Origin of the sequence: Levilactobacillus andaensis, from assembly GCF_016861695.1 — a bacterium.
Lineage (GTDB): Bacteria > Bacillota > Bacilli > Lactobacillales > Lactobacillaceae > Levilactobacillus > Levilactobacillus andaensis.
The window spans coordinates 1-12,537 of sequence record NZ_BOLP01000004.1; the positions used below are offsets into that span (position 1 = coordinate 1).

The 12,537-nt window shown below is 49.4% G+C and carries 12 protein-coding genes; 2 read left to right on the plus strand and 10 right to left on the minus strand.

Annotated features, from left to right (window positions below):
- Positions 1–446: 446 nt before the first annotated feature.
- The 5 genes from JUF10_RS02360 to ntdP all read right to left on the minus strand — a co-directional run bounded on the left by JUF10_RS02360 (position 447) and on the right by ntdP (position 5,774).
- The gene (locus JUF10_RS02360; protein WP_203640656.1) at positions 447–2,471 is read right to left on the minus strand and encodes a CDP-glycerol glycerophosphotransferase family protein; all 2,025 of its coding nucleotides are present in this window, start codon (positions 2,469–2,471) and stop codon (positions 447–449) included.
- A gap of 14 nt (positions 2,472–2,485) precedes the next feature.
- Entirely contained in the window at positions 2,486–3,373 is an 888-nt protein-coding gene (locus JUF10_RS02365; protein WP_203640657.1) for a hypothetical protein, read from the minus strand.
- Positions 3,374–3,437: 64 nt separating this feature from the next.
- Positions 3,438–3,854, minus strand: a complete 417-nt coding sequence (gene tagD, locus JUF10_RS02370) for a glycerol-3-phosphate cytidylyltransferase (protein ID WP_048735721.1) — start codon at positions 3,852–3,854, stop codon at positions 3,438–3,440.
- A gap of 123 nt (positions 3,855–3,977) precedes the next feature.
- Positions 3,978–5,120: an AI-2E family transporter gene (locus JUF10_RS02375; RefSeq protein ID WP_203640658.1), complete on the minus strand. Its 1,143-nt coding sequence runs from the start codon at positions 5,118–5,120 to the stop codon at positions 3,978–3,980.
- Positions 5,121–5,216: 96 nt separating this feature from the next.
- Complete coding sequence (gene ntdP, locus JUF10_RS02380) at positions 5,217–5,774, minus strand: nucleoside tri-diphosphate phosphatase (RefSeq protein ID WP_203640659.1); 558 nt, start codon at positions 5,772–5,774, stop codon at positions 5,217–5,219.
- Positions 5,775–6,203: 429 nt separating this feature from the next.
- On the opposite strand from ntdP, the gene JUF10_RS02385 reads away from it, so the two are divergent.
- Complete coding sequence (locus JUF10_RS02385; RefSeq protein ID WP_203640660.1) at positions 6,204–6,449, plus strand: YdeI/OmpD-associated family protein; 246 nt, start codon at positions 6,204–6,206, stop codon at positions 6,447–6,449.
- 78 nt (positions 6,450–6,527) lie between these two features.
- On the opposite strand, the gene JUF10_RS02390 is transcribed toward JUF10_RS02385, so the two are convergent.
- On the minus strand, positions 6,528–7,703 hold the full coding sequence (locus JUF10_RS02390) for a serine hydrolase domain-containing protein (RefSeq protein ID WP_203640661.1): 1,176 nt from the start codon (positions 7,701–7,703) through the stop codon (positions 6,528–6,530).
- 28 nt (positions 7,704–7,731) lie between these two features.
- Positions 7,732–8,529, minus strand: coding sequence for a recombination regulator RecX (gene recX / locus JUF10_RS02395; protein ID WP_203640662.1), 798 nt, complete (start codon positions 8,527–8,529; stop codon positions 7,732–7,734).
- A gap of 490 nt (positions 8,530–9,019) precedes the next feature.
- Between recX and JUF10_RS02400 the strand changes: the two genes are divergently transcribed.
- Positions 9,020–9,484, plus strand: a complete 465-nt coding sequence (locus JUF10_RS02400; protein WP_203640663.1) for a flavodoxin — start codon at positions 9,020–9,022, stop codon at positions 9,482–9,484.
- A gap of 92 nt (positions 9,485–9,576) precedes the next feature.
- On the opposite strand, the gene JUF10_RS02405 is transcribed toward JUF10_RS02400, so the two are convergent.
- The 3 genes from JUF10_RS02405 to wecB are packed head-to-tail and all read right to left on the minus strand — an operon-like array spanning position 9,577 to position 12,474.
- The gene (locus JUF10_RS02405; RefSeq protein ID WP_236008138.1) at positions 9,577–10,473 is read right to left on the minus strand and encodes a YihY/virulence factor BrkB family protein; all 897 of its coding nucleotides are present in this window, start codon (positions 10,471–10,473) and stop codon (positions 9,577–9,579) included.
- Between the two features lie 20 nt (positions 10,474–10,493).
- Positions 10,494–11,351 (minus strand): nuclease-related domain-containing protein, encoded by an 858-nt coding sequence (locus tag JUF10_RS02410; protein WP_203640664.1) that lies wholly within the window; start codon positions 11,349–11,351, stop codon positions 10,494–10,496.
- The gene (wecB, locus tag JUF10_RS02415) at positions 11,344–12,474 is read right to left on the minus strand and encodes a non-hydrolyzing UDP-N-acetylglucosamine 2-epimerase (protein WP_308440198.1); all 1,131 of its coding nucleotides are present in this window, start codon (positions 12,472–12,474) and stop codon (positions 11,344–11,346) included. Before wecB ends, JUF10_RS02410 begins: the two co-directional genes overlap by 8 nt.
- Positions 12,475–12,537: the final 63 nt, after the last annotated feature.

Here is a 12,537-nt window from a genome sequence, read left to right on the forward strand (position 1 = left end):
ATATGGGCTGGAACGGTGCGGGCACAACTTGAAGCCTCGAAAAACCCGAGTCTTCAAGCTTGGCCTTCTGCTAAGCCGGCAAGAAACGCCGACTAAGCAGAACGACGCGCCTGAGCCCATATCTGGCGACCTCTCGGCTTACACAGTAGTTTTGTGGCAAGATTAAAACGTCAACGGAATTGATACATGCTTCATCTGCAGCTAAGGAACACCTGTAATTCAACCTACTGATATGGCAGAGCGCAATCAGAGCCGGAGGAGGCCAGGGATGGAGCCAGCTGTATCGACGATGTTAGTCGAGGTTCTTTCTCGGCTTACATCGTGGGACGACCTCAGAGACACGCGGTTTTCGTGGCTTTGAGGCGAGCTGGAAGCCCGCTTCTCAGGCTGGAGGCGTTCCCCATAGCAGGCGGAATCCCTGGCAGCCGCAGTGCGACAATTTTATACTACCCGTTTTTCTCAATCTGTTGAACCACATAGTTCACAATCTTCAAAGAACTCAACCCATCGTCGATCGCACAGAAACGGCGGTAGAAGTCCATAAACTTCTGATTATCGCTCATGTCTGGCGTCTGCATCTTCTCGCCGATCAGGTCCAGCAGTTGCGTCTCGTTATGCGCAATCTCGCCTGGTAGGTCCTTTTCATAGTCGAGGTAGAAGCCCCGCAGTTCGTCCTTGTACATGTGGTAATCGTACGGGTAGAACAGGATTGGCCGCTTGAGGTAGGCAAAGTCGAAGAAGACAGAGGAGTAATCTGTGATCAGCATGTCACTGATCAGGTACAGGTCCGAAATGTTGGGATGGTTGGAGAAGTCAAAGACGACCCCTTCGTACCCACTGATGTCCAATGCATTGGAGATCAAGTAGTGCATCCGTAAGACCAGCACGGCGTCTTGACCAAACTTCTCACGGAATTCATCCAGTGAGAATGGCAGTTCAAACGTGTACTTCCCCTTCTCGGCAAATTGGTTATCCCGGTAAGTTGGCGCGTACAAGACGACCTTCTTATCCAACGGGATGCCCAATTGTTGCTTCAAGGTCACAATGTCGTCCGGCGTACTGTTCAGTAGTTCGTCGTTTCGAGGATATCCGACCTTCAGGATCTGGTTGTTAAAGCCAAAGGCCGACCGGAAGATTCGCGTGGAGTAATCGTTAGGTGAAACCAATGCATCCCAACGATTGGCCTCCTTGACGAAGTTCGCGTGATACTTGACCGTCGTCGTTCCGGGCATGGAGACATTTTCAATGTCCAGACCCAACTTTTTCAATGGGGTCCCATGCCAAGTTTGAATGTAAGTGACGTAGTTGGGCTTACGAACCCAAGCCGGGAACCGCGCGTTACTGATCCAGAAGCTGGCCTTTTCCAGCGTCCGGACCCACTTAGCCGTCCGACGCACGACAAATGGAATCCCATTTTCCTTACAGAACTTCTTCTGTGACCGGTCGATCGACCAGATGAAGTTGAATCCGGGATAGAGTTGTGTAAACAACTGGTAAATAGCATACGGTGAGTCACTGACTTGCCGTCCACCGAAGCTTTCGAAGATCAGGGTTGGCTGTTCAAATGGCCGGTGCCCACGTTTAAACAAACGCCGCATGTAGACCAAGTTGATCTTATCCATCAACAGATTAAATAACTTGGAAGCACTCCCTAACTTGGCGGGAACCCCAGCTAAACGTTGAGGCAAGGTTGGGGCTGCCATTTCTTGAACCCGAATCCCGTTATCGAACCGTTTCTCAATTAAGATCAGTCGATGATCGCCCGTAACAGCTTGTGTCACTTGGCCGGCTAGCGACTTAGACAATACCACCCGTTGTTCAAGGTCTTCGCCCGCCACAGTTGAGCGAATGAAGAGTTGTTGCGTCGTATTGGCCGCCAGATCAGACAGCGGAATGGCCGCCGTAAATAAGCCGTGCAGACTCATCTTGGTGATTGGCCACTCTGCGGAGCTATCCTCCGTGACGTTCTTCAACACTAACCGTTGATTGGTAATGGGTTGGTTGTTGATGTGACTTGGCCCGATGATCTGTAATTGGTCATCTTGCAAGTTGATTGCGTTGATTGAAAACTCGTCTTCAGCCTGTTGCGTATGCATGTTAAATAAGGCCATCCCGTTAGCATCACTGTTCAACTGGTAGTAACTGGTCAGCGTGAACTGGTGCCGGTCACTCAGGTATTCACTTTCAACCTGAATTAAGCCCCGGGTCGTCTGCTGTTGAATGTTTAAGTACAGTTCCCAGCTAAACTCGCTCTGGCCTTCGGCGGCAAACTGCAGGTCGGCGGCATTGATCCGTAACCGCACGACCTCTGAGCTGACGACTTTGCTAATGGGAACCGTCAGCGATGCCTTCGTCTGCTTTTCCAGGAAGGTGACCGCTAAATCGTCAAATGGTTCCGGTACGTCGATCAGTTCGAGCTCGAGTTCCTGTAAATTCTTTTTATGATGTAATCCAGATAAAATCGCACGCACGATGGAAAAACTCCTTAGTAGTTAAAAATCAGCTGGTTCGGCATTTGTGGTGAAAAGACGGCGTTGACCGCCAAATCCACGTAGAGGCGTGTGTCGGGCGTCAATAAGCGACCGATGACGGCCTGATAAAAGGCGTAAACGTCATCGAAACGCCGGTAGTTGGAATAAGCCAACACCCCATAGTAGGCTTCCGTTGTCGTTACAATTTGCGTGTGATCGACTGCGGCTGCTTCTGCCTTTGTCAGTTCGCGTTTCGTCATGTTGGCCGCGGCAGCACTCTGCTTAGCCTCAGCGAATTTCGTCGCAATCATGGCCGATGAGTCACTCAGGTTAAGCACCTGTTCAATCGGACGCTCATGCCGAACAAAACGCAAGACAGCTTCCCCTTTTTTGTTCAGGAGGTAACTGGTCTGGGCAACTTCACCCTGCATCTTTTCCACGCTAACGACCTGACCATTCAAGCCGTAGGTATCGATCTGCGTCAATTGGTCGCTGTGATACTGACGAAGAACCATTGGCGTCTCGTCATCTAACTGGCGCAATTCAGCCACCAGGTGACCCGCACTCAGGTAACGTTTAACTTGTTCTTGATTGTCCGCAAATAGGCGCTCGTCAAAATTCGTCAAATCAACCGCGTGGCGTTCATCCTCGGTCAGAGTCAAACCGGATTCGTCTTCAAAAAGATCCGCTAAGGTGACCAGGTTTAAGTTGGCCACCCGATTTTCTTTTTCCGCGAGTCGGTTAAGGTACTCCCGCACCGTCCATACCGCTTCAAAGTTCACCATGGCAACCAGTACGCTCACGCGATGCCCCTGGCGTAAGGCTTTCATCAATTGGGTCGAAAAATTGGGCTTGTGCATCCCGTCTAAGGACGTCACTAAGAAAATAATCTGTTGCTGCATGCGTTTGCCTCCGTCTCCGCTCTAAAAAAAATCCCTAGTCTGCGACTAAGGATCATTGCCAACACTACTCTTCTTCCTTCCAGTCGTCTTCTTCTGACAGGCCGAGATCGTGCTTGATTTTGGTCGTTGAAATACCTTCAGTCCGTGGCAAGTAAATAACTTCACAATAGTCCTTCAGGAAGTCAAACTTACCCTTCCAGTCATCACCCATCACGAAGATGTCGATGTCATTTTCTTGGACGTCGCGAATCTTTTGGTCCCAAGTCGTTTCGGGAATCACGTGATCCACGTATTTAATGGCTTCCAAAATGTACTTTCGGTCTTCGTAAGACGTGTAAGCCCGCTTTCCCTTTTCGGCGTTGAATTCGTCGGAGGAAACACATACCGTCAAATCGTCACCTAAGGCCTTGGCCCGCTTTAATAACCGAATGTGACCCTTATGTAATAGGTCAAACGTCCCGTACGTAATTACTTTTTTCATGTAGAATCTCCTACTTTATCTGGTTAATTTCCCCTACCGTCGCCAGTCAGGGGCGCTAAAAAATCCAATAACAATCTAAATAGTAGCATATTCAGCGGTCACGTCAACTTCAAACCGCAAACGTTAGTCTTTTCTTGATAAATTATCGTCCAATTTTGGCGCTGGTTTGTCTGGATGGGCCAACTGCCAAATGCTATATAGGTACTGTACCACGGTCTTGACTACGGCATACAGCGGCACCGCGAGGATCATCCCCAGCAGCCCAGCAATATTTCCCGCTGCTAGTAAAATAATAATGATGGTCAACGGATGAATCTGTAAGCTCTTACCGATGATGTTCGGGTAGACCAGGTTCCCATCGATCTGCTGAACGACGACGACCACGATAATCACGTAGATGACCATGTTCGTGCTGATGGTAAAGGCAACGATCATGGCTGGCAAAATCCCAATGTAGGGACCGACATACGGAATCAAGTTGCACAGACCGGCGAAGACACCGAGAAGTAGCGCGTATTTCTCGCCGATCAACATATACCCCAGCGCCGTGAAGGTCCCCACGAAAACACATTCGAGGATCTGACCACCCACATAGCGGGCAATCGTGCTATTCATCCGGCCCAATAATTCGGCCGTCTGTTCCCCATGTTTCGCTGGCAACCAGCGCCGAACTGCCGGCATGAACCGTTCGCCGTCCTTCAGCATGTAAAATAGCATCACGGGAACGGTCACCGCCGTTACGGTCACCGTCGTCACCGTGCCGATGATGGTCCCAATACCGTTGGTCAAGCCACTCATGAAGCTCTCAGCGTATTTGGAAAAAGCACTCTGAATCTGCGTTAAGTATTTGGAAAAATCAACGTCCTTAAAGATTGGATGGTTGATCAGCTTAGCCATAACGGCTTCACTCGATTTTGCAAAGTCAGGAATGTTACCGATCAGATTGGAAACCTGGGTGACCAGTCGGGGCACGAGCCACATCCCGCCGGCAACCAGCAAGAGGACCAACAAGAGAAAGACGATGGCCACGGCCGCCGTCCGGTTGATGTGAAATTTTTTCCAACGGACCTTCTCTAACAACTTCACGATGGGATTCAACAGGTAAAACAACACGCCTGAGAGTAACAATGGCGCGAATATCGTGGAGAGAAACACCCCAATCGGCGAGAATAAGAAACTAATCTGCGTGCAGACCCAAATCAAAGCAGCGACGATCAATAGTTCCAGTGACCAGAACATGACGCGCGAATTGGCGACCCATTTCATTGGCACTTCCCCCTTTTTCTTCAATGAAGTCCGTTTTCTTTAAAAAAAGGAGCCAGCCACGAATGGACTTGCTCCTGGTGGTGCGGAAGACAACTCTTACTGATCATTCGAGCGCCGCAGTAACTCCTGATACCGTTGATACCAGAGGTCAACATAGGCTTGAGAAAAGGGACCCTTTTTATGGTTAATCCAATCGACGAGCGTTAACACGTTGGCCTTTAATATCTGGTCGGTTTCTGCGCCATAGTGCCACCGTTGACTGAAATCTTCATATTCGTCAACGTCGAGCAGGCGTTTCTCACCATCCGGAAAGACCTTCACGTCGAGATCATAATCAATATATTTGAGTGCTTCCTTATCCAAAACGTAGGGAGAAGCCAGATTACAATAATAGCTAACCCCATTGTCTCGAATCATCGCAACAATGTTGAACCAATAATGCTTGTGAAAATAAACGATTGCGGGCTCACGAGTCACCCACCGCCGGCCATCGTCTTCGGTGACCAGTGTGTGGTCATTGACGCCAATGAGGGCGTTTTCGCTTGTTTTGAGTACCATAGTGTCGCGCCAAGTTCGATGCAAACTTCCGTCGTGCTTGTAGCTTTTGATCGTAATGAAGTCGCCTTCCTTAGGTCCTCTAGCTTCGCGCGTCATGTATAAACCCTACTTTCTAAGTAACGGGTAACTATAAAAATTCACTCAATATTATACCAGATTAGGCCCTATTAATGAATAGGTTCAGACCGATTCCTCAACAAAGTGCTGGGTCTGTTACAAAACTTAAGGTAAAGTATAGATTGTATGGATGGGTAGCGTTCCCAAACTCGCTAAAAACAGCCGCGCTCCGACGCCAATTGCCCGCTGCCAATCATGAGTCTCCAGGCCGAAATCATTCTGAAGTTTAAGTTTGATTATTAACGGTGTTGTGGATACAAGCTGGTTGTTGCTAATGTTTTTCAACTAAAACTAGGTATTCAAGTAGGATACAGATAATATCAGTTATCTATTCTCCCACTAAGCATGGCAGAAAGTCAGGATTTTTCAATATTTACGCAACATACTAACTAACGAGGTGAATGAATTATGGCACAAGCTCCTTTAACTACCTTTGAACCAATGATCCCCCAGGTGGCCGAACTACTGGCCGATGACGCAACAGTATTGGCTTTCTTTAATGATCTGACCGTGGGTTATCAACGCGAGTGGGCACGCTATGTATTCGGTGCTAAGGCCGAGGACACTAAGCAACGTCATATTGCTGATATGCGACAGATTCTAGCGGCTGGCTATAAGTCTAAACGGGCTTATGGCAGTCGACCTAACAAATAACTAAAACACGTGGTCCAGTCATCCCTCATTCAGCGGGTGACTGGACCACGTGTTTTTCTTTTAAGCTAACCGTCTTTTTTACTTCAATTCCCCAGCCTCTAACAGATTCCAGATCTGCACGGCTGCCGTTTGGGCTAACTGGTTTGGTCGGTAGTAATTGGTCAACAAGATAACCCCATCCTGACCGTTCTTGGTCAGCATGGCTGTGGCTTCGTACCCATATGCCAAGCCGTGAACCCGGATGTAGTTCGGATAAACGTACGCACCACCACCGTACATGGATGAGGACCCCGGTGCCAGCAGCACGTTGACATCATTCTGTGGATACAACTTTCCTAGCAACATGTTGCGCTCGCCGACATACAGGTCGTGCGCAGACATGTAAACTTGCCCGGTCCCAAACTGGTAATACATGGATGCCCGCGACTCTGGATAGCGACTCGCATAGTCCGCTGCTACATTATTATCATTATTATTTTGATACCCCTGCGAGTAAGTCTTACTGTGTGCCATCTTGAAGACGAACCCGGTATGTTTCAAGTCCCAAGGCTGGATGATATTCTCCGTAAAGTACTGACGGTAGCTTTCCCCAGTGACCTGCTGAATGATTCCCGCCAGTAGCATGAAGTTGACCGGCGAGTAATCCCACTTACCAATTTGGCTTGGCCGACTGATGATATTCTTCAAGATAAATTTCAGCATTCCGTTTTCGGAAGCCAACTTATTCGGAAAAGCCTCCAGCGTGAGGCCACTCTTCATATCCAACATATCACGCAGCGTAATACTCTTGGACCCGGCAATCTGCGGGTAATACTGGGCCAGCGTGTCTCCAAGCGACAGCTTCTGTTCAGCCGCTAGCTTCATGATCAAGCCCGCGGTAAACGACTTTTGCACTGAAGCCAGTTGATAGACGCTGTTCACGCCATTTCTCTTTTGCAACGCCGCATCCGCGTACCCCATGCCCTTTTGGTAAATGACCTTGTCCTTGTGAACAACTAAGGCCGTGCCCACGAAACGGTTGGCCCGTAAAATGGCGTCGATTTCGCGGGTCGCTGCGGTGGCCTTGGGTGTCACCGGCTTCTTTTTCTTCGGCACCTCAACGCGCTTCGGCTTTGGCTTGACCACCGAACTGCTGCTGGACGACTCCTGCTCAGCCTGAGACTGAGTCTGGCTGTTGAACCACCAAGCTAGCCCCAGACCGATACCCACGATCATCCCCATTGCAATGACAGTACCCCATACTCTATTTTTCATAACAGGTGCCCCCTACCTGATTAAGTCTTTAATCCGATTCCCCAAAATCGGCCAACCAACGACTGATATCATCGAGCTTAAATCCTTTACGATATAGTGCCTGTTTGGTCTTATAGGCCCGTTCCGACGCCGATAACGCCCGGTAACGGTGCCACATCTTTTCGCCTTGCTTGGCCAGCAAATCCTGTTGTTCATCAACGTCCGGCGTGAGTTCCAACGACTCTAACATGGCCCCCGCCTCGTCGCTGTCGAACCCCCGGGTCATCAGGCCCTGACGAATCTTCTGTTGTTGCGTGCCAAAGGCCTGCCGATGATAGCGTTTAGCCAGTTTTTCCGCCACAGCCGTCCCCACGGTCATGCGTTCCGCCGGCGTGTATTGTTTCAACGCATCATCGATGGCCTGCTCACCTACACCCTTTTGGCGCAGGTTCTGGCGAATCACGCGCGGTCCCTTGTCACTCGCGTTCATCATGGTTCGCACGTAGCTACCTGCGTACTGACCATCATCGACTAGTGACATCTCACGGAGCTTTTGCATCGTCTGGTCAATCGTCTCTGGTGGAATCTCCAACGTCCCTAATTTATCGCGAACCTCTTTTTCCGTCCGTAGCTGATTGGATAAATAATCTAGTGCCCGATTGTAAGCCTTAGAAACGTCATCAGCGGCCGCCAGTTGGCTTTCGAGGTCCTTATCGACCTCCATCCCCTTAAAGAGCCGGAAGTCGACCAGCACGCTCTCACTGACAGGAAAGGCATAGTGCCCGTCAACGTAAATATTAAACCGACCACTGCGTTTTTGCGCTTCAATCATGGTAATTTCAGCCATGCAAGTCACATCCTTTACGTTATTTTTATTCTAATAGAAAACATTGTGTTCCTTCGCCTTACCGGCCAGCAGATATGGGCTGGAGCGGTGCGAACACAACTTGAAGCCTCGAAAGAACCGAGTCTACAAGCTTAGTAGAACGACGCGCCTGAGCCCATATCTGCCGACCTCTCGGCTTACCTTGTTAGTCTGTGGCAACGATAATAATATACAAATTGTTATGGTTTGGCCTGTAACAAAAGCTGCGTGTTAAACGACGACCTTTACCATCACAAGTGGCCTTTCTGGCGGCCGTGACCCGACCACTCTGGCTATTCTTCAAGCTTCGCAACTATTCTACCAGTTCTCTAGACACAATGCTGGGCTTAACGGGTAATTAGTTAAGCCATCATCTTTTCCCCCGCGACACCGTGTCCAGCCATCACGGTCCCTAGCCACCAAGCGGTCGACCTGCTATAATTAACGGCATACAGACAAGGGAGTGGTCAGATTGGCAACGGCACACGTGGTATTTGCCACAATTACGGGCAACAACGAAGACGTGGCGGATATCGTCACGGAAAAATTAGAAGATCTGGGCTGTCAGGTCACCGAAACGGAGATCTCGCAAACCGATGCGGCGGAGTTTGAAACCGCCGATATCTGTGTGGTTTGTGCATACACCTACGATGAAGGGTCGCTCCCCGACGAAGGCATGGACTTTTACGAAGACCTCCAAGAACTCGACCTGGCCGATAAGGTGTACGGCGTTGCTGGATCCGGTGATACCTTCTACGGGGAATACTATAACACCACGGTCGACCATTTTGATCACGTTTTCCAAATGACCGGTGCCACTCGCGGTGCGGACAACGTGAAGATCAACTTGGAACCAGACCAAGCGGCCATTAACCAACTCGATCAATTTGCTCAGAAACTGGTTACCACGTTCCAAAAACAATCCGACTCGAAGTAAACAACCAATTAAACCAATAAGGATTGAAATCACCCGGAGTCACCAACGCACGCAGTCAACGATTAGGTTGATTGCGTGCGTTTTTTGACACTTCATTTTTTCTTGATCCGGTACTTCAGCAACTGGGGAATCGTGGACTGCTCCGCGATGTCCCCTTCCCAGAGCTCCTGAATGGCCGCGTTCAACACGGCCCCAAACATCAGGATCATCCCCGTAAAGTACAGCCAAAACATCAACACGATAAACGTTCCAATGGTCTTATAGCTGTCAATGTTGTGGACAAAATACTTCACGTACAGCGAGAAAGCTTGCGATAGAAATAACCAGCCCAACGTTGCCGTTAATGCTCCCGGCCACACATAGCGCCATTTGATTTTAGCGCTAGGCACGAAGTAAAACAGAATCATCAAGACAAAGAACGTGACCAGAAATGTCACCGGCCATTTGATGGCGTTGACGTAGGCAATCAATTGCGTTGGCAAGTGAAGCAGTGGCGTCAGTTGTTCCAAAACAATTTGACCAAAACTGAAGAACAACATTAAAACGAACAGCAACACGATTAAAGCCACCATCCAGAAAAACGCCACCACTCGACCCACGAACGCATTTTGCTTGGAGACCCCGTATGCGCCGTTGACCGTCCGTTGGAATGCCGCGACGGCCCGTGATGAGGACCACAGCGACACGATTACCCCAATGGACAGGACACTCCCACTCTTGTTATTTAAAAACGAGTGGATGATCGGTTTTAACATGGTAAAGATACTTTCAGGAACGATTGGCTCGATACTATCAAGCACGGATGTCGTGTCGATGTGTAAAAATGGGAGCAGACTGGCCAAGACCAGCAACGCCGGAAACAGCGACATCAAGACATAATAAGCCAAGACGACGGCTGAGTCGGAAACGTTCGCCATTTGAAAGTGCTTAGCGATGGTTTGAATCACCCGCATGGTGGGTGCAAAGCGTTTGCGCCACTGACTAGTCACGGTCACCGGGCTCCTTTCGTTTAAAATGACCCGTAGTCCTCCGCGAACTTTAACGTGCCAATCATTTTTTCAAGGGTTTTACGACTGAAACGAACCCGTTTGGCCTGACGAAAGGCTTCGATGAAGGTCTTCAAGTCTTCGTAATTAGCGACCGCCGTGCAATTATAGGCGTCGCTTGCATTCAACTTCGTTTTGTTACCGACAACTAATGAGTTGCTACGGTCGTAACGGTCGTAGTAATTATAGTAAACCAACGGCTTCACAAAGTCGATGGTCCGGTCATTTTTATTTTCTAATTGCTTGTGCATCGTAATTTCACTGTTGATGTAACGCACCAACAGTTTCGACGAAAGCTCGGCCTGTGTTGCCGGGTTGCTGATGCCCGTGTGCATGGTAATTGTCCGTTGCCCGCGGCCTTCCTGTTCCAAGCTCATCGTATACCCCTGCGTCAAGGATTCATTTTCTTCGGATAAGTTCGGCAGGAAGAAGCGGTCCAGTCGATTCGTAAGCATCTGTGACGTTTCTTTCTCCTTTTCCCGCGAAGACAAGTTCACGGCCGAAAAGTCGTCCAAACTCGATGAGAACATTTCCTCCGACAGATCATGGAAAATCATTCCCCGCCAGTACTTACTCTCCACGTTAATGACACCAAACGAGGTCACTAGCAAGTTGTCAATCTGCATCACCCGCCAGGAGTCCCCATCGTTCATTTCCTGCGTGACGGGATTCTTGACCTTATTGGCAAAGTGAACGTTCCGTAAAATTTTATAGTCAAACCGTTCATTTTTCTTTTTCGCGTCTAAATGAATATCCCGCATAATTTCTGATAACTGTTCAGTGGTCTTAATCTCGGCCCGGTCATACGCCGTCTCAGCCATTAGCATTGCCTCCAATTGTCTTCTGAATCGCATCCAAAATGTAGTCCGCTGCGTGACCATCACCATAGGGATTCTTGGCTTGGGCCATTTTATCGTAGGCGACTTGATCCGTCAGTAAACTCTCCATGGCCGCCGTGACCTGCTGGGGATCGGTTCCCACCAGCTTCAACGTGCCATTGTCGACCCCTTCAGGCCGTTCCGTGGTGTCCCGTAAAACCAAGACTGGTTTGTTTAATGACGGGGCTTCTTCCTGTACGCCGCCGGAATCGGTCATGATGAAGTAACTCCGGGCGGACAGGTTGTGAAAATCAACGACATCCAGTGGATCGATCAAATGAATCCGATCCATGCCATCCAGTTCTTCATGCGCCACGCTCTGGACGGCGGGACTCAAGTGAACGGGATAAATAACCTCGACGTCCGGATGCGCTTCAACCACTTGCCGCACAGCATGCAAAACGGCATGCATTGGTGCGCCTTGGTTCTCGCGGCGGTGCATGGTCAGTAGAATCAACCGGTGTCCGGCCTGGACTTGGTCCAAGACCGCGTGATGGTAGTTTGCATCGACCGTTTGCTTCAAGGCGTCGATGGCCGTGTTTCCGGTCACAAAGATTTTTTTGTCCGGATGCGCCTGCTTCAATAAGTTAGCCCGGGACAGCTCGGTTGGCGCAAAGTACAGGTCACTCAAGATATCCGTCAACTGCCGGTTCATTTCCTCGGGATACGGCGAATACTTATTCCAGGTCCGTAAGCCCGCTTCTACGTGACCCAGTAATGTTTGATGGTAAAAGGCACTGACGCTGGCCGCAAAGGTCGTGGTCGTGTCCCCATGGACTAAGACAATGTCGGGTTGAGCTGCCGTCAATATGTCGTCCAGGTGCGTTAAGACCCGCGTGGTGATTTCACTCAGAGTCTGCTTGGGTTTCATAATATTTAAATCATAATCCGGTTTAATGTGGAAAATTTCCAGAACTTGGTCGAGCATTTCACGGTGTTGCGCCGTCACGACCGTAATGGGTGTAAACTCACTTGGTCGTTGCTGCATCGCTAAAATAATTGGGGCCATCTTAATTGCCTCAGGCCGCGTTCCAAAAATGGTCATGACTTTAATTGGTTTCGTCACAATTTCCCCTCCAATGATGATGCTAATTAAGGTCAATTATAGCAGATACCGCCGCCGAGTGTT